This window comes from Streptomyces sp. NBC_01635, from assembly GCF_045209715.1.
GTDB classification, from domain to species: domain Bacteria; phylum Actinomycetota; class Actinomycetes; order Streptomycetales; family Streptomycetaceae; genus Streptomyces; species Streptomyces hirsutus.
In genome coordinates this window covers 6,464,027-6,481,284 of record NZ_CP109277.1, presented here as the reverse complement: position 1 = coordinate 6,481,284, position 17,258 = coordinate 6,464,027, and the positions used below count along the sequence as shown (strand labels likewise).

The window sequence follows — 17,258 nt, the reverse complement described above, 5'->3', positions numbered from 1 at the left end:
CTCACCCTAGACAGGACCGTTCCTAGTCAGTGAGCAGGAATGGGTCCTGGACCCATTCCTGCTCACCGCGGACGCCCCGAACGGTGTTGGGTGTCCTGGTCGCCCGCGTTCGCTCCGCGTCCGGCGGCACGGATCGTGTCCGTGGTCCGGGAACGCGGCGGCGGGGTTCCTCACGCCCGGGGGCATCCGGTCCGGCCTGGACGGTCCGATGCCCGTGCACATCACTCCGGTGTGCACGGGGCGGTGTCGTCCGACGCCGGAGGGGATGCCCCTGGGCGCGTCGCCCGATCGCGATGCTCGCCGCATCGTGCCGGGTGGTCTTACGGGTGCTGCTGGTCAGCGGTTTTTGCCAGTGCTGGGCGCCCCACTTCGAGGTGTAGGCCGGGTCCACGGCGACGATCGCGATGCCGGTGGCGTCGGCCATCGAGACGAGGCGGGCGCGGAGCCGTCCGGTGGGCAGGCCGGAGACCAGCCGCCTAAACCGTTTCCTGCCGCCGTGTTTCTCGCGGGTCTTCTCCGCGGTGAAGTCCAGGTCCTCCACCGCGATCGCCCGCACCCCGCAGGTGCGGGCCCAGTGCAGCAGCCGGGTCAGGGCGTGGCGGAGCTGGGCGTCGCGGTGGTCGGCGGTGCCGGACAGGTCGTAGAAGAAGCGGCGCGGGCTGCCGGTCGGGTTGCCGTGCACGTCCAGGCGCCAGGCGGCCAGGTGGTCGGCGTTCATGTCGACCCCGATCACCCCGTCGGCCAGCGCCGCCGCCAGGGGAACCGCCGGGGACGCGGGTTTCTGCCAGGACGCGGTCACATACCAGCGGCCCCGGGCGGTGTCGTGGTGGATGCGGTAGGCGACGGCCCGGTTGGCCGCCAGGCGGTCGGCCCACTCCGGCCCCCGGTGCGCGAACCGGATCCGGCCGGTGAGCACGTACCGGCCGTGCGGGGCGTTCGCCAGCCCGGCGAGGGGGGCGGGCAGCCTGATGCTCACCTGGCCGTCCGGGCTGATGCGGATCGTTTCGTTCCCGAATCGCTTGCCGGACTCCCCGTCCGCCCGCAGGAACCAGCGTGCCGCTTCCCAGCGTGCACGCCACTGCGCCTGGGTGAGCCGTGCGGCGGGCAGCTGGTGCCGCATCCGGGCCAGGCGCCTGCCGCCGCGCACCACGTGCACCCTTCCGGCCTGCCAGGCGGTGCGTTCCCGCGCCAGCCGGTCCTCCAGAACCTGCAGGCGGCGGGCCTTGGCGTGCCACTCCCGCCGACTGCGGTACCCGCCCGGCGCCTTCTTCGACCCCTTCTGGCCGAGCGGCAGCGCCAGCCGGTGCCGCAGCATCCGCACCCCCGCCTGCAGGGACTGGAGGTGGGCGAGCGCGCCGCGGCGGGCCAGCGCCCACTGCTCATGCGTCGCCTTCGTGATCGCGCCCGCCCACCGGGCCGACGACACAGGGGTCAGGTCCCGCTTGCGCACCGCCCACGCCTGCGCGTCGTGCTCCAGGCCGTCGTGGCAGCGCGTCTTCAGGTCACGACAGGCCAGCGCGCCCAGATGCGCGCCCACCCGCCGCAGCACCTCCTCATCAACGGCCGTGAGCTGCTTGAGCCGGGTACGGAGGGCCACCCCCGACGGGCCGGGCACCACAAACGGCGCCGCAAGCTCCCGCAGACCGCCCATCCCCACACCCCTCCGCCAGATCGCCATGCCCTGCTCACCCCGCCCAACGAACACCACACGCAAAGGTCACGCATCCGGCAGACGAACTCCCATTCCCCCTTCACGGACATGACGACACCCACCCCGCGAACCCAGCGCTCACTCACACACGCCAGAACACACTCGTGCTCGGTCGAATCCCAGCAGTTGCCAACCCCTTACCCGAGCACGACGATTTCGGCCGCGTCGAACTCCACTCCGACCTCGTCTCCGACCTCCGGTGCCGCCCGGAGGGCGCAGGCGGCCTCCAGGCGGGGCCCGTCGCCGTCCCCCGGCTGGAGGCGGACGGCGACATGGGTGCCGCGGAAGGTGCGCGCGGTGACGGTGCAGCGCGGGCCCGCCCCGCCCGGGACCAGACGGACTCCGGCGGGCCTGACCAGCAGGGTGCGCGTGCCCTGCGGTGCGTCCGCCGGCACCGGGATCTTGCCCCAGGGCGTCACCGCGACGTCCGCGGTGATCGTCGCCTCGGCGACGTTCTCGAAGCCGAGGAAGCGGGCCACGAACGCGTCGGCCGGGCGCTGCCACACCTCGAGCGGCGTACCGGACTGGGCGATCCGCCCGTCCCGCATCACCACGACCCGGTCGGCCAGGGCGAACGCCTCACCCTGGTCGTGCGTCACGGCGAGCACGGTGGTGCCCAACCGGCCGAACAGCTCCCGCAGTTCGACGACGAGCCGTTCCCGGAGCGAGCGGTCGAGCTGGCCGAGCGGCTCGTCGAGCATCAGCAGCCGCGGGCTGGGCGCCAGCGCGCGCGCCAGTGCGACGCGCTGCTGCTCTCCGCCGGACAGGGCGGCCACGGCCCGCCCCCTCGCCCCGGGAAGTCCGACGAGTTCCAGCAACTCCCTCACTCGGTCGGCTTGTTCACTGCGAGACGCACCGTGCATCCGCAGCCCGAAGGCCACGTTGGCGCCCACGTCCTGCTGGGGGAACAGCTGGTGGTCCTGGAACATCAGCCCGACCCCGCGCCGGTGTGCGGGCACGCCCGCCTGGTCGCGCCCGGCGAGCGAGATCCGCCCCGCGTCGAGGGGCTGCAGCCCGGCCACCGCCCGCAGCAGGGTGGACTTGCCGCTGCCGCTGGGCCCGAGCACGCACACGGTCTCGTGCTCGGCGACCTGGAGATCCACGGCGTCCAGCACCGCGCGCCCGCCGAAGCGGACGGTGGCGCCCTCGAGGCTCAACAGCATCTAGAACTCCCCGGATCTGTCGGTCCGCAGCCGCTCGAGGAGCAGCAGCGCCACCGCGCACACGATCATCAGAATCGTCGACAGGGCCATCGCCTGCCCGTAGTTGAGCTCTCCCGGCCTGCCCAGCAGCCGTGCCACGGCCACCGGCAGTGTCGGGTTGTCCGGCCGTGCGATGAACACCGTCGCCCCGAACTCCCCCAGCGACACGGCGAAGGCGAACCCCGCCGCGACGAGTACGGCCCGCCGCACCATCGGCAGGTCCACCTCCCGCCACACCCGCCACGGCGACGCCCCGAGCACTGCCGCCGCCTCCCGCAGCCGCACGTCCACGGCCCGCAGCACGGGCAGCATGGTCCGTACGACGAAGGGGACACCGACCAGTGCCTGCGCGAGCGGCACCAGGATCCAGGAGGAACGCAGGTCCAGCGGCGGCTCGTCGAGGGCGATCAGGAACCCGAAGCCGACGGTCACGGCGGACACTCCGAGCGGCAGCATCAGCAGGGCGTCGAAGCCCCGCACCAGCCGTCCCGCGTCCCGCCGGGTGAGCGCGACGGACGCCAGGGTTCCGATCACCACGGCGATGACGGTGGCCAGGGCCGCGTACCGCAGGGAGTTGCCGACCGCCTCGATCGGCGCGACCAGGAACACGCCCCCGTCGTCACGGGTCAGCGCCCGGTAGTGGCTGAGGCCCGCGTCGCCGAAGGATCGTTCCACCAGCACCGCGAGCGGCAGGAGCAATAGGACGGCGACGGTGGCGACGACCCCGGCGAGCAGCGCCCACTGTCCGGCGCCGTGCGGCCGCCGCGCGGTCCCTGAGGCGTCCACCAGCCGCAGTGCGGTCTCCCGCCGCCGCACGGTCCAGGCGTGCAGGGCGAGGATCGCGCCCACCGCGACGAACTGGATCATCGTCAGGACGGCGGCGGTGGACAGGTCGAAGATCTCCGACGTCTGCCGGTAGATCTCCACTTCCAGGGTGGCGAAGGTGGGCCCGCCGAGGATCTGCACCACACCGAACGAGGTGAAGGTGAACAGGAAGACCATCAGCGCGGCGGCGGCCACGGCGGGCGCCAGCGCGGGCAGCGTGACGGTCCGCCAGGCCGTGAACCGGGAGGCGCCGAGCATCCGCGCGGCCTCCTCCTGCCGCGGGTCGAGCTGTCCCCACAGTCCGCCGACGGTCCGTACGACGACGGCGTAGTTGAAGAAGACGTGCGCCAGCAGGATCGCCCACACGGTGGTGTCCAGCCGCAGCCCCCACAGCTCGTCGAGGAGCCCGCCGCGCCCCACGAGCGCCATGAACGCCGTACCGACGACGACCGTCGGCAGCACGAACGGGACGGTGACCACGGCTCGCAGCAGCTGTTTGCCGGGGAAGTCGAAGCGGGCGAAGACGTAGGCGCCGGGCAGGGCGATCAGGAGGGTGAGAGCGGTGGAGACCAGTGCCTGCCAGGTGGTGAACCACAGCACCTGCCGGATGTCGGACTGCGCCAGCACCTCCCCGATCCGATCGAACTGCCAGACCCCGTCGGCCTTCAGGCCTCGTGCGACGATCGCGGTGACGGGGTAGGCGAAGAAGGCGGCGAAGAACGCGACGGGCACGGCCATCAGGCCGAGCCGCGCCGCGGCCTCGCGCCGCCTCGCCGCGGCTCGGCTCACTTCAGTACGAGCGAGGTCCACGACTTGACCCACTGGTCGCGGTGGTCGGCGATCCTCGCCGGGTCCATGGTCTCGGGGTCCTCGGCCCGCGGTCCGAACTTCGTGAACTCCTCGGGCACCTGGGCGGCCTCCCGCACCGGGTAGACGAACATGTTGAGCGGCATGTCGTCCTGGAACCGCTTGCTGATCAGGAAGTCGAGCAGCGCCTTGCCGCCCTCGGGGTTCCGCGCGTTGCTGAGCAGTCCCGCGTACTCCACCTGGCGGAAGCAGGTGCCCTCGGCGACGCCGGTGGGCGCGGTCTTCGGCTTCGGGTCGGCGTAGATCACCTCGGCGGGCGGCGAGGAGGCGTAGGACACCACCAGCGGCCGGTCGCCCTTGGCCTGCTTGCCGCCGGCCGAGCCGGAGAACTCCTCGTTGTAGGCCTGCTCCCAGCCGTCGACCACCTTCACACCGTTGGCCTTGAGCTTCTTCCAGTAGTCCTGCCAGCCCTCGTCGCCGTACTTCGCGGCGGTGCCGAGGAGGAAGCCGAGGCCGGGCGAGGAGGTGGAGGCGTTCTCCGTGACGAGGAGATCCTTGTACTCGGGCTCGACCAGGTCGTCGAAGGTCCGCGGCGGAGTCAGGTCGTGCTCCTCGAACCAGGCCTTGTCGTAGTTGACACAGACGTCACCGGTGTCGACGGGCGTGACCCGGTGGCCGGCCTCGTCGACCCGGAACTCGGGAAGGACGAGGGAGGAGCCCTTCGCCTCGTACGGCTGGAACAGCCCGTTGTCGAGGGCGCGGGACAGCAGGGTGTTGTCCACGCCGAAGAAGACGTCGCCCTGGGGGTTGTCCTTGGTCAGGATCGCCTTGTTGACAGCCGACCCGGCGTCGCCGTCCTCCAGGACCTTGAGCTTGTAGCCGGACTCCTTCTCGAAGGCGGCGAGGACGTCCTTGGACGCGGCCCACGAGTTGTGGCTGACGAGAGTCACGGTCTTCGACCCGCCGTCGCCCTCGCTTCCGCCGTCGGACGAACCGCAGGCGGACAGCGTGACCAGGCCCAGCCCGACGGCCAGGATCGTGACCTTCTTGGTGATGTTCACCGGTTTTTTTCCTCCTGGGGGTGACCAGGAAGAGACGCGGCCCTGCCCGGGACCCCTCACAGGTGTCCCGGGCAGGGCGTAACAGCTCGAGTGATGACCGATCTCCCTACCCAGAATGACCTGGGCGAGGTTCGGAGGGTCTGCGGCCGATGCCGCACTCTCAGCGCTGTGGCGCTCCCCTGTCGGAAAATGAACGTGTGGTTACCCGGTATGCAGTTGTTGTCCTTGTGCCCGGCCAGGCTACCTCTCGCTCGCGGCGAGCTGCCCGCAGGCCCCGTCGATCTCCTGTCCACGGGTGTCCCGGACCGTCACCGGCACACCGTGCGCGGCGATCGCGTCCACGAACGCCTTCTCGTCCTCGGGCCGCGAGGCGGTCCACTTGGAGCCGGGCGTCGGGTTGAGCGGGATGAGGTTGACGTGCACGGGCCTGCCCTTGAGCAGCCGCCCGAGCCGGTCACCGCGCCACGCCTGGTCGTTGATGTCCCGGATCAGCGCGTACTCGATGGACAGCCGCCGCCCGGACCTGGCCGCGTACTCGAACCCGGAGTCCAGGACCTCGCGCACCTTCCACCGCGTGTTCACCGGGACGAGGGTGTCGCGCAGTTCGTCGTCGGGCGCGTGCAGGGAGATGGCGAGGCGGCATTTGAAGCCCTCGTCGGAGAACCGGTTGATGGCCGGCACGAGCCCGACCGTCGACACGGTGATCCCGCGCTGGGACAGCCCGAGACCGTCCGGCTCGGGGTCGGTCAGGCGGCGGATGGCGCCCACGACCCGGTTGTAGTTGGCGAGCGGCTCGCCCATCCCCATGAAGACGATGTTGCTCAGCCGCGCCGGCCCGCCGGGAACCTCCCCGTCCCGCAGCGACCGCATCCCGTCCACGATCTGGTGCACGATCTCCGCGGTGGACAGGTTCCGGTCGAGACCGGCCTGCCCGGTCGCACAGAACGGGCAGTTCATGCCGCAGCCCGCCTGCGAGCTGATGCACATCGTCACCCGGTCCGGATACCGCATGAGCACCGACTCGACGAGGGTCCCGTCGAACATCTTCCACAGCGTCTTGCGGGTGGTGCCCTGGTCGGTGGACAGATGCCGGACGACCGTCATCAGCTCGGGAAGCAGCGCCTCCCGCAGCTTGGCCCGGGACCCGGCGGGGATGTCGGTCCACTGCTCCGGATCGTGCGCGTACCGCGAGAAGTAGTGCTGCGAGAGCTGCTTGGCCCGAAACGGCTTCTCACCGGCCGCTGCGACCGCCTCCTTGCGCTCGGCGGGCGTGAGGTCGGCAAGGTGCCGCGGCGGCTTCTTGGATCCGCGCGGCGCGACAAAGGTCAGTTCTCCGGGCTTAGGCATGGCTGTACCAGTGTGGCAGATCCAATCGGGTGACCTGCGGCTGTCGCTCCGGACAACTGTCATCGGTGGTCGTCACCGGGCGTCACTGGTCACCCTCGGACGGCCCACAGACGGCCCAGCCAATGGCCGTGCACCGAGGTCCGTCCCACGACTCCTCCGAAACGCGCTCATGCTGCGGATGCCGTAGGTCACACTGATCGCTCGGCTGGAGCAATAAGGGGGACCATGAGCAACCCGTACATCAATGCGCCGATCCGGGCTAGCATGTACACGACCACACTGCACAAGGTGACCTGGGTCGTTGTGGTCGTGGTGTCAGCCGGCCTCCTGGCGCCGCCTCTGTTTCTCATCGCAGCCAAGAAGCGCGTCGTCACTATGGCCGTGCCTGCGGTCTACGCAGCGGTCATTTACGGCTCAGCCGTCCCGGGGTCGGTGCTCGGCAACCCGAAGAACTGGGTCGGGGGCGTGCTCGCCATCACGATGATCATTGCCGCCGTGCATGCTGCCATCCTCGACACAGACTGGAAGCCAGGCCGGTGACAGCACCCGCTTCATAGCCAGAGGAGCGGGCGTTGCGGAAGCCGAGACGGCCCGGCACGGCACCGGACCGTCTCTACCTGACGTGCCCATCTGATCCGTAGCTCTATGTGAATCGGTCGGCGAGGGGCAGGCCGGTCGCTGCACGGCCTCGGAGGACTGCTGCCCGACGGAGACGGTTGCTGTGGTTGCGGTACTCCGCTGCTGTACAGGTCGCCGGCATGGCCCGGCGCTCCACATCGCGTCGCCTACTCTCTGGGCCATGGGTGACTCGGAGGCCTTTCGCGCAGCGGTCAGCGCGCGTGCGGCGGTCATGCTGGACAGCGACACTTCGCCGTACGACCCGGCGTTGGAGATCTTGGGTCTTGCCAGTGGCGGGGCGCCGGTGGACAACGGCGACGAAGCGCTCTACTCGCTCGCACTCATCTGGGGCGAGCTGACCGATTGGGTCGAGCTTCGGCCTGCGGAAACGGATCAAGCCGAGACGCATATGGTCACTGCCGCCCGTGAGTGGCTGACCGTCGAGGGCGACCGAGAGGCAGAGGCCCAGTACCTCGACCGTTGGCTTCACGACATCCTCGGGTACGAGCGTCCGGCTCCCCCGCAGACTTAGTACACGATCTTGAAAACCGTCGTGGCAGCGATGTCACCGTGGGTTCAAATCCCACCGCCTCCGCGCCGAGAGCAGCGAGAACGGCCCCTGACCTGGGTGTTTGGTCGAGGGCCGTCCCGTGTCCGGCTACCGTGGCTGCCTGGTGTTCCCCGTGGTTTCCCGCTCGATCGGGCATGCGTGGGGCACGGCTACCTTCTGATCCGTAGCTCTATGTGGAACGGTCAGCGACAGTCACATCGGTCACTGTGCGGTCCCTGATCAGCAGGGCCGGACACGATCGGTTGCTGTGGTTGCGGTACTTCGCTGCCGTACCGCCATCACGCCAGCTCTGTCTCCCATGGCTCGAAGGGCGGCTCAACCACGTAGCTGGGGTCGCAGACCATGCGGACCCATTGGGCGGCGCGGTACTGGGCATCTCCATGGTTTACGACCTCGCCTTGCTCATCCACCTGTAGGACGTTGGCGAAGATCGCAAAGACCTGCTCCAGTGCCGAGCCGAAGGCCATGATCTCCGGCTTGTAGTCGATACCGTCCAATAGCTCCATGTCGAGAGTGCCGTTAGCGATGTAGAAGGCGAACAGGCGGATTGATCCACGGACGTCTACCGGCAGATGGTGATCCACCAGTTCATGATCCTAGAGTCGGGGTGCAAAGTCACCAGTTCGGAAGACGCCGTATGCGGATGGACGCTGACCTGGCGACTTCCTGACCTGGTCCGGAGCGAGGTTGGCGCCGCCGTTCCCCGTGAGTCCCTGACGTTCCCCGCACGACCGGGCACGGATGGGGCACGGCGACCAGGCTCGCGGCCAGCACGGTCCGTGGAGTGGAATGGGGCTTGCTTGGAGTCCGGAGACGGCGAGCAAGTGGGGAGAGCGTGGTGGGAACGACACTCAAGGGCATGAGCCGTGTTCCGTGGCATGAGTTAACGCATGCATACGGATCTGCAGAAAACGTTCCAGGCCGACTCTCTCGGGTGGCATGGGGTGACGCCAGGACGAGTGCTGACGCGTTGAGTGATCTCGGTCTGTGGCTCGGTGAGCTGGCCGTCTTCGATGCGACTATCGCGGCGGTTCCGTTCCTGTGGGATCTTGCGGTGGCCGATGCCGTCACCTGCCGGCCCGGGGTGATCGAACTGCTCCAGTCGATTCTCGAACACAACGCTCAACAGATGGAGGTGCAGCATGCGGCTCACCTGGCTGTGCTGGGCGGCGCGAGCACGGTCAACGTGCTGACCCGTGATGGGGATCCTGCGGTGCGGGCAGCGGCAAGTGAGCTGGCGGCGGCGATCGACAGCCATGTATGTGGCTCCTGCCGTCCGGTCTGACGGCAGGTTTCTCGGGCTGTGGCGGCGTCTGCCGGTGGGTGGAAAGGCGGGGCGTCGGTCGGTGGCTGCGGCTCGTTGTGGAGGGGGCCAGCCGTTCGAGCCGGGCCAGGGTGGGGGTGTCAGCCCGCGCGTGCCCACGCGGTCGGTGGAGTCTCAATGGGCGAGTCAACCTCCATCGAGCGCGATCAGTAGCCGAAGAAGTGGTGGGCCAGGGTCTTGGCCTGCGGCCGTGCAATCGATCAACGCTGCGACCTGCGACTTAGCCGTCGGTGGTTGTCAGCGGTGGTCGTCGTTGAGCGCCCTTCGACGGCCCCGGGACGGCCCGGCGAAGCTAGAACGGCCGGAACGACTCGTGCGTCCACGAAGCCAAGGCTTGTCTCGAAGTCGGGTGTGAGCTTGTGAAAAGATCGCGGGATGCTGCGACTCACCGATTTCATTATCGACTGCCCGGACACGATGAAGCTGGCGGATTTCTACTCCGAGGTGACGGGCCGCCCGATCAAGGAAGGCAGCTCCGAGGACTGGGCTGGCATCCAGTTCGGCGAGATCGAGCTGGCATTCATCCGGGTGGACGACTACCGCGCTCCGCAGTGGCCCGACAGCGAGCACCCCAAGCAGTTCCACCTCGACTTCGAAGTGGACGAGATCGAGTCCGAGCAGCGCCGCGTCCTCGACCTCGGCGCGACGCTAAGGCAGGACTTCATAGGCCCCAACGGCTACGGCTGGCAGGTCTACACCGACCCGATCGGCCACCCCTTCTGCTTGTGCCGCAACAAGGGCGTCATCTGGACCGACCAGGGCCCGATCTGGCCCAAGCGCGACTAATTACTGACCTTCAAAGCGTGGTGTCGGTAGGGCTGACGGCCCATGATCCCTGCGGTATCCCGAGTACATGAGATATGCCCAGGGCGGTGGCCTGACCAACGAACGCCGGGCCTTCCGCCAGAAGTTACGCATGGAGGCGGCCGAGCGGTTCCGGCACGGCGACGAGAACGCGGTCATCGCGCACGACCTACGGATCAGCGTCCGGTCGGTGCAGCGCCGGCGCAAGGCCTGGTCACAGGGCGGACCGAGGGCCCTGGCCTCGAAGGGCCCGGCATCATTGCCGCTGCTCGGCGACGACCTGTTCGCCGTGCTGGAGCGGGAGCTGCTCAAAGGGCCGGTGGCCCACGGCTGGCCGGACCAGACCTGGACCCTGTTCCGGATCAAGACGCTGATCGGGCGCCGCTTCCACCAGAGCTACACCATCCAGGGTGTGGCCGCTCTGCTCAAGCGGCACGGCTGGCTAGCCATCGACAAGATGTGGGCGCGGCAACCTCCGCAGTCAAGGTCAGATACGCCGCCCGAAGAGGTCTCAGACGTAACCGAGAGCCTCAAACAACTAGATCATGCTCTGCATCTGGCAGTTCTCCACGGCCCGTCGAAGATTGCCCCGTCAGCAGCCAGGCTCTACTTCGAGGCTCAAAAGGAGTTCCTCGAAGTAGGAAGACTGCTGGTCGACAACGTGGGTGACGGGCGGACCGCTCAGGCAATACATCCAGGCAACGTGCCCAACCAGGCCGCGCGGCTCCAACTCCGCTCCGCCTTTGTGGGCGAAGCGATGCGGGCAACCGGGGCGGATGTGGATGCCTGACGGCCCAGAGACGGCCCAGCAGCATAAAAACGGCCCCCTATCCGCGCCAAACGCGCTGGCAGGGGGCTTGTTGCTGCCATCTCACTGCCAGTTCTCCGGCTTAGGCATGGCTGTACCAGTGTCGCAGATCCATCGGGGTGACCGCGCGGACCGGCCGCGGGGTCCCCGGGCTGCCCGGAGGCCCCGCCGAAGCCTTTCCAGGGAAGCCTTCCAGGACGGCGCGAGCCCCCGCGTCCGATGGGACGCGGGGGCTCGAAGGGGTACCGGGGCCGACCGGGTCAGCTCCCGGCGAAGACCACCGGCGGCCGACCACCGAGGCCGGCGGCAGGGAGTACGGCGGCCCGTGCCGCATCCCTGTGCGGCCGGCGCCGCACGGCGCCGTGGCCTTCCCTCACCCGGACCCGACGAAGACCACCAGCAGCAGCCACACCACCGGGGCCGTCGGCAGCAGGGAGTCCAGGCGGTCCATGATGCCGCCGTGACCGGGCAGCAGGGTGCCCATGTCCTTGATGCCGAGGTCCCGCTTGATCATGGACTCGCCCAGGTCGCCGAGGGTGGCGCTGACCGAGACCGCGAGCCCGAGCAACAGTCCCTGCCACCAGGTCCCGCCGTCGATCAGGAACTGCATGCACAGCGCGCCCGCCACCATGGCGAACCCGACCGCGCCCAGCAGGCCCTCGCGGGTCTTGCCGGGGCTGATGCGCGGGGCGAGCTTGTGCGTGCCGAAGCGCCAGCCGACGGCGTACGCGCCGGTGTCGGCGACGACCGTGATCACTATGAACGTCAGTACCCGCCAGGGCCCGTCGTCCGCGGCCAGCATCATCGACACGAAGGTCGCCAGGAACGGCACGTAGAACGCGGCGAAGACCCCCGCCGTGACGTCCCTGAGGTAGTTCTCGGGCGGCTGGGCCATCCGCCAGACCAGCACCGCCAGCGCGGTGAGCGCCATCGCGATCCACGCGCCGTCGCTGCCCCAGACGTATCCGGCGACGATCATGGCCGCACCACCGACCGCGAGCGGCACGAACGGCGCCTTGATGCCCTTGCGCTCCTCCAGCCGCTTGGTCAGCTCCCGCAGGCCCACCACGATGGCGACGGCGACAACGCCGACGAAGACGGCCTTGACGACGAACAGCGACACGGCGACCAGCGCACAGAGCCCGACGCCGACCCCTATCGCGGCACGCAGATCACGCCCCGCGCTCTTCTTCTGCGGCGGGGGCGCCGGCTGCGGGGCGTCGGACATGGGCTCCGGATTCTGCGGCATCTCCCCGGGGTGGGGGCGCGCCCGTGTCGGCTCGTCTCGGAACAGGGGGCCGCTCGGCCGAGCAGTCCCCTGGTCCCTCTCCTGATCACCGCCGTGTTCGGGTGCACCGGGCACGATCGGCATGGGGCGAGTCTGCTGCGCGTGGTGCGCATCGTACGGGGGGCCCGCCGGGACAGCTCCCTGGACGGGCCCCTGGTCGGGCGGCCCCCAGTACCCGGCCTGCGGGGGCGCCCCCCAGGAAGATTCGTTCATCAGACCTCGAGCAGTTCCGCTTCCTTGTGCTTCAGGAGCTCGTCCACCTGGGCGACATACTTCGCGGTGGTGTCGTCGAGCTCCTTCTCGGCACGGCGGCCCTCGTCCTCGCCGACCTCGCCATCCTTGATCATCTTGTCGATGCCGTCCTTGGCCTTGCGGCGCACGGCGCGGATGGAGACCTTGGCGTCCTCGCCCTTGGCCTTGGCGACCTTGATGAACTCACGACGGCGCTCCTCGGTCAGCTCCGGGAACACCACGCGGATGATGTTGCCGTCGTTGCTCGGGTTGACGCCCAGGTCGGAGTCGCGGATGGCCTGCTCGATGTTGCGCAGTGCGCTCTTGTCGAACGGCGTGACCACGGCCATGCGCGGCTCGGGCACGGAGAACGAGGCCAGCTGGTTGATCGGCGTCAGCGCGCCGTAGTAGTCGGCCACGATCTTGTTGAACATCGCCGGGTGCGCACGGCCGGTGCGGATCGCGGCGAAGTCCTCCTTGGCGACCACGACGGCCTTCTCCATTTTCTCCTCGGCCTCGAGGAGGGTCTCTTCGATCACCACTTGCTCCTGCGTGTCTTGAGTAGGCCCGGCCGCGGTTCCCTGTCGGGGTGACGACCGGCTGCGTCGCGTCTTCTTCCTGCACGGTTCCCGACCGGTGGGACATTGTCCATCCCCCGGCCCGGCCCGCCCCGTCCGTCCCCCGGGGGTATCGCCCCTCGGACGGGTGCTTGTGGTCCGGTCACTTCCGGTCCGTCGGGTCACCCACCAGCGTGCCGATCTTCTCACCCTTGACGGCGCGCGCGATATTGCCCTCCGTCAGCAGTTCGAAGACGACAATGGGGAGCTTGTTGTCGCGGCACAGGGTGACGGCCGTGGCGTCGGCGACCTTCAGATCACGCGTGATGACCTCGCCGTACCCGAGGTGGTCGAACTTCACCGCGTCGGGGTTGGTCTTCGGGTCGGAGTCGTAGACCCCGTCCACGCCGTTCTTGCCCATCAGCAGTGCCTCGGCGTCGATCTCCAGGGCGCGCTGGGCGGCGGTGGTGTCGGTGGAGAAGTACGGCATGCCCATGCCGGCGCCGAAGATGACCACACGGCCCTTCTCCAGGTGCCGTACGGCCCGCAGCGGAATGTAGGGTTCGGCGACCTGGCCCATGGTGATGGCGGTCTGGACCCTGCTGTCCACGCCCTCCTTCTCCAGGAAGTCCTGGAGCGCGAGGCAGTTCATCACGGTGCCGAGCATGCCCATGTAGTCCGAGCGGGCCCGGTCCATGCCGCGCTGCTGGAGTTCGGCACCGCGGAAGAAGTTGCCACCGCCGATGACGATGGCGATCTCGGCGCCGTCACGGACGACCGCCGCGATCTCGCGTGCGACGGCGTGCACCACGTCGGGATCGACGCCGAGGCCTCCGCCACCGGAGAAGGCCTCTCCGGACAGCTTCAGCAGAAACCGTCCGTGCACTGTGCCGTCGTCGCTCTTCTCAGCCTTGGTCATCGGGGATCCCGCCTCTTTCACCTGTTGCACATACGAAGGAGGCCACTGCCGGTGGGGTGTGGTACGCATCCCATGCGGCAATGGCCTCCTTGTCAGATCTGCTGTCGTCCGGCACGCGCACGTACGTGACGGCGTGTCCGAACGACTGCTGACGACCCTATAGGGGTCGCCCGCCCGTCGCGGTACGGACTCAGATGCCGACCTTGATGCGCGTGAAGCGCTTCAGGGTGACACCGGCCTCGTCCAGGACCTTCTGGACGGACTTCTTGTTGTCCAGCGCGTAGGGCTGGCCCAGCAGCGTGGCGTCCTTGAAGAAACCGTTGAGGCGGCCCTCGACGATCTTCGGCAGGGCCGCCTCGGGCTTGCCCTCCGCGCGGGTGGTCTCCTCGGCGACGCGGCGCTCGGTCTCGACGACCTCGGCCGGCACGTCCTCCTTGGAGAGGTACTGCGGCGCGAAGGCGGCGATGTGCTGGGCGACGCCCTTGGCGACCTCGGCGTTCGGCTTGTCGAGCTCGACGAGCACACCGATCTGCGGGGGCAGGTCGGGCATCGTGCGGTGCATGTACGCCGACACGTAGCCGTCGGCGAACCGGGCGAAGCGGTCCAGGACGATCTTCTCGCCCAGGTTGGCGTTGGCCTCGTCGACGTACGCCTGGACGGTCTTGCCGGCCTCGATCTCGGAGGCGAGCAGGGCCTCGATGTCGGCCGGGGAGGTCGCGACGACGTGCTCGGCGACGGCGTTGGCCACGGCCTGGAACTTCTCGCCCTTGGCGACGAAGTCCGTCTCGCACTTCAGCTCGACGAGGACGCCGGAGGAGTTGTCGTCGGCGATGATCGAAACCACGGCGCCGTTCTCGGCGGAGCGGCCCTCGCGCTTGGCGACGCCCTTCTGGCCCTTGATACGGAGCGCCTCGACGGCCTTCTCGACGTTGCCCTCGGCCTCGTCCAGCGCCTTCTTGCAGTCCATCATGCCGGCGCCGGTGAGCTCCCGGAGCTTCTTGACGTCGGCGGCGGTGTAGTTCGCCATGAGTCTGTGAGTCTTTCTCGAAGTCTGGAGAATCGGAGATCTGCGGGGTCTGCGGTCCACAGTGGACTGTCCGAGTCGGGGAACCGTGACACGCCGCGCACCTACGGGTGAACGGCGGGAGCGGACTTCATGTCACCCGCTCCCGCCGTCATCAGCACTGACGGGCAGCTCAGGCCTGGTCGGCCTCGGCGGCCGGGGCGGCGTCGGCCACGGGGGCCTCCTCAGCCGGCTTCTCGGCCTCGGCCTCGGCCTCGGCGGCCGGAGCGTCGGCAGCGGGGGCCTCGGCAGGCTTCTCCGCCTCGGCGGCGGCCGGGGTCTCGTCGGCCTTCTTCTCACCCTCGAGCAGGTCGCGCTCCCACTCGGCGAGGGGCTCGCCAGCGGCCTTCTCGCCCTTGCCCTCGGTGGCGACACCGGAGCGGGAGATGAGGCCCTCGGCGACCGCGTCGGCGATCACACGGGTGAGCAGGGTGACGGAGCGGATCGCGTCGTCGTTGCCCGGGATCTTGTAGTCGACCTCGTCGGGGTCGCAGTTGGTGTCGAGGATGGCGACGACCGGGATGTTGAGCTTCCGGGCCTCACCGACCGCGATGTGCTCCTTCTTCGTGTCCACGATCCAGACGGCGCTGGGCACCTTCTGCATCTCGCGGATACCGCCGAGGGTCTTCTCCAGCTTGGCCTTCTCGCGGGAGAGGACCAGCAGCTCCTTCTTGGTGAGGCCGGAGGCGGCCACGTCCTCGAAGTCGATCTGCTCGAGCTCCTTGAGGCGCTGCAGACGCTTGTAGACGGTCGAGAAGTTGGTGAGCATGCCGCCCAGCCAGCGCTGGTTGACGTAGGGCATGCCGACGCGGGTGGCCTGCTCCGCGATGGCCTCCTGCGCCTGCTTCTTCGTACCGACGAACATGACCGTGCCGCCGTGGGCGACGGTCTCCTTGACGAACTCGTAGGCGCGGTCGATGTACGACAGCGACTGGAGCAGGTCGATGATGTAGATGCCGTTGCGCTCCGTGAAGATGAAGCGCTTCATCTTCGGGTTCCAACGACGGGTCTGGTGACCGAAGTGGACGCCGCTCTCCAGCAGCTCCCGCATCGTGACGACGGCCATGGCCGTATCTCCTTGATTTTCTCGGTTGTGCCGCGGGAACCGGCGGCTCCCGCGCCTGACGCCCACGACGCGCCATTGCCACGAAGGACCGAGGGGCGCTGACACCGGGAACGGTCATGACCGGTCCTGATGTCGGGGCGTGCGAAGTCGACCCGGTGACCCGGGTCGCCACCAGAAGTGTACGGGACCCACGGGGCACCGGGTGACGCCGTTGTCCACAACCGGGTGACGATCCACAGGTCCGGGCCGTGATCACGGATTCCGGGGAGGCTCTCCGGCATGCGAGTGAGCCGATTTCCGAGGACATGGGCACGTCTGACCGTCCTGCTGGTCCTGACGCCGACGGCCCTGCTGTCGCCACCGCCGTCCTCACTGCCGGCGGCACTGCCGCTGCTGCTCACAGCGGGCGCCGGGGGCCCGGCTGGGGCCGAGGACACGACTGGGGCTGGGAAGACGGCTGGGGCTGGGGAGACCGCTGGGGCTGGGAAGACGGCTCCAGTCCCCGGGGCCGGGGCTCCGGACACCGGAACCGGGGCGCCGGACGTCGAGGCCGGAGTGCCGGCCGTCGGACGGGTCTGGCCCGTGGGAGTACGGCCCCGGGTACTGCGGGGCTGGGAACCGCCGGAGACCAGGTACGGGCGCGGGCACCGGGGAGTGGACCTGGCGGCGGCGCCGGGGACACCGGTGCGGGCGGTGGCGGCGGGCCGGATCTCCTTCGCCGGGCAGGTGGCCGGGCGGGGCGTCGTCTCGGTGGAGCTGTCGGGCACGGGGACGCCGCCGCTGCGTACGACCTACGAGCCGGTCCTCCCGTCGGTGGGGAAAGGAGCCGAGGTGGCACCGGGCGAGGTGATCGGCACGGTGGCGGCGAACGACCCGGCGAGAAGCCCCCACTGCACGGCCCCCTGCCTTCACTGGGGCCTGCTCAGAGCGGACGTCTACCTCGACCCGCTCGCCCTGCTCCCGCCCTGGCTCCTGCGCCACGGCCCGCCGAGGCTCCTCCCGGTCCTCGGCCTGCCGGTACCCGGGTGACCGGCCGGGCGGGCGACGGGAGGCCGG

General features: G+C 69.2%; 16 protein-coding genes, 1 pseudogene and 1 riboswitch. Of the genes and pseudogenes, 6 read left to right on the top strand and 11 right to left on the bottom strand.

Translation table 11 applies throughout. The annotated features are described in order from the left end of the window. Positions 1 to 22: 22 nt before the first annotated feature. The 5 genes from OHB56_RS30190 to rlmN all read right to left on the bottom strand — a co-directional run bounded on the left by OHB56_RS30190 (position 23) and on the right by rlmN (position 6,953). Entirely contained in the window at positions 23 to 1,651 is a 1,629-nt protein-coding gene (locus OHB56_RS30190; RefSeq protein ID WP_406359242.1) for an IS200/IS605 family accessory protein TnpB-related protein, read from the bottom strand. Between the two features lie 197 nt (positions 1,652 to 1,848). Further along, complete coding sequence (locus OHB56_RS30185) at positions 1,849 to 2,874, bottom strand: ABC transporter ATP-binding protein (protein ID WP_326754965.1); 1,026 nt, start codon at positions 2,872 to 2,874, stop codon at positions 1,849 to 1,851. Beyond that, positions 2,875 to 4,548: an ABC transporter permease gene (locus OHB56_RS30180; RefSeq protein ID WP_406356668.1), complete on the bottom strand. Its 1,674-nt coding sequence runs from the start codon at positions 4,546 to 4,548 to the stop codon at positions 2,875 to 2,877. Beyond that, complete coding sequence (locus tag OHB56_RS30175; RefSeq protein WP_406356667.1) at positions 4,524 to 5,606, bottom strand: thiamine ABC transporter substrate binding subunit; 1,083 nt, start codon at positions 5,604 to 5,606, stop codon at positions 4,524 to 4,526. Before OHB56_RS30175 ends, OHB56_RS30180 begins: the two co-directional genes overlap by 25 nt. 85 nt (positions 5,607 to 5,691) lie before the next feature. Next, positions 5,692 to 5,797, bottom strand: a riboswitch (TPP riboswitch). A gap of 49 nt (positions 5,798 to 5,846) precedes the next feature. After that, positions 5,847 to 6,953 (bottom strand): 23S rRNA (adenine(2503)-C(2))-methyltransferase RlmN, encoded by a 1,107-nt coding sequence (gene rlmN / locus OHB56_RS30170; protein WP_055593125.1) that lies wholly within the window; start codon positions 6,951 to 6,953, stop codon positions 5,847 to 5,849. Positions 6,954 to 7,178: 225 nt separating this feature from the next. Between rlmN and OHB56_RS30165 the strand changes: the two genes are divergently transcribed. Both OHB56_RS30165 and OHB56_RS30160 read left to right on the top strand, forming a co-directional pair. After that, positions 7,179 to 7,493, top strand: a complete 315-nt coding sequence (locus OHB56_RS30165) for a hypothetical protein (RefSeq protein ID WP_326754962.1) — start codon at positions 7,179 to 7,181, stop codon at positions 7,491 to 7,493. A gap of 259 nt (positions 7,494 to 7,752) precedes the next feature. After that, positions 7,753 to 8,103: a hypothetical protein gene (locus tag OHB56_RS30160; protein ID WP_406356665.1), complete on the top strand. Its 351-nt coding sequence runs from the start codon at positions 7,753 to 7,755 to the stop codon at positions 8,101 to 8,103. Between the two features lie 317 nt (positions 8,104 to 8,420). On the opposite strand, the gene OHB56_RS30155 is transcribed toward OHB56_RS30160, so the two are convergent. Continuing rightward, positions 8,421 to 8,726: a hypothetical protein gene (locus OHB56_RS30155; protein WP_326754960.1), complete on the bottom strand. Its 306-nt coding sequence runs from the start codon at positions 8,724 to 8,726 to the stop codon at positions 8,421 to 8,423. A 386-nt stretch (positions 8,727 to 9,112) separates the two neighbouring features. Here OHB56_RS30155 and OHB56_RS30150 point away from each other — a divergent pair, with 386 nt between their 5' ends. The 3 genes and pseudogenes from OHB56_RS30150 to OHB56_RS30140 form a co-directional block, all read left to right on the top strand. Next, entirely contained in the window at positions 9,113 to 9,427 is a 315-nt protein-coding gene (locus OHB56_RS30150) for a hypothetical protein (protein ID WP_326754959.1), read from the top strand. A 414-nt stretch (positions 9,428 to 9,841) separates the two neighbouring features. Then, positions 9,842 to 10,252, top strand: a complete 411-nt coding sequence (locus tag OHB56_RS30145) for a VOC family protein (RefSeq protein ID WP_326754958.1) — start codon at positions 9,842 to 9,844, stop codon at positions 10,250 to 10,252. Between the two features lie 130 nt (positions 10,253 to 10,382). Next, positions 10,383 to 10,760: pseudogene (locus tag OHB56_RS30140) on the top strand (winged helix-turn-helix domain-containing protein); the annotation flags it as partial. Positions 10,761 to 11,451: 691 nt separating this feature from the next. Here the strand turns inward: OHB56_RS30140 and OHB56_RS30135 are convergent. The 5 genes from OHB56_RS30135 to rpsB all read right to left on the bottom strand — a co-directional run bounded on the left by OHB56_RS30135 (position 11,452) and on the right by rpsB (position 16,202). Beyond that, the gene (locus tag OHB56_RS30135; RefSeq protein ID WP_326754956.1) at positions 11,452 to 12,579 is read right to left on the bottom strand and encodes a phosphatidate cytidylyltransferase; all 1,128 of its coding nucleotides are present in this window, start codon (positions 12,577 to 12,579) and stop codon (positions 11,452 to 11,454) included. Beyond that, positions 12,579 to 13,136: a ribosome recycling factor gene (gene frr / locus OHB56_RS30130; RefSeq protein WP_109381790.1), complete on the bottom strand. Its 558-nt coding sequence runs from the start codon at positions 13,134 to 13,136 to the stop codon at positions 12,579 to 12,581. The genes OHB56_RS30135 and frr overlap by 1 nt, the downstream gene beginning before the upstream one ends. 181 nt (positions 13,137 to 13,317) lie before the next feature. After that, positions 13,318 to 14,073 (bottom strand): UMP kinase, encoded by a 756-nt coding sequence (gene pyrH / locus OHB56_RS30125; protein WP_055627417.1) that lies wholly within the window; start codon positions 14,071 to 14,073, stop codon positions 13,318 to 13,320. A gap of 190 nt (positions 14,074 to 14,263) precedes the next feature. Further along, positions 14,264 to 15,100: a translation elongation factor Ts gene (gene tsf, locus OHB56_RS30120; RefSeq protein WP_326754955.1), complete on the bottom strand. Its 837-nt coding sequence runs from the start codon at positions 15,098 to 15,100 to the stop codon at positions 14,264 to 14,266. A gap of 169 nt (positions 15,101 to 15,269) precedes the next feature. Beyond that, the gene (gene rpsB / locus OHB56_RS30115) at positions 15,270 to 16,202 is read right to left on the bottom strand and encodes a 30S ribosomal protein S2 (protein WP_326754954.1); all 933 of its coding nucleotides are present in this window, start codon (positions 16,200 to 16,202) and stop codon (positions 15,270 to 15,272) included. A 582-nt stretch (positions 16,203 to 16,784) separates the two neighbouring features. Between rpsB and OHB56_RS30110 the strand changes: the two genes are divergently transcribed. Beyond that, positions 16,785 to 17,231 carry a peptidoglycan DD-metalloendopeptidase family protein gene (locus OHB56_RS30110; protein WP_406356660.1) on the top strand — a complete coding sequence of 149 codons (447 nt, stop codon included), beginning with the start codon at positions 16,785 to 16,787 and terminating at the stop codon, positions 17,229 to 17,231. Positions 17,232 to 17,258 lie beyond the last annotated feature (27 nt).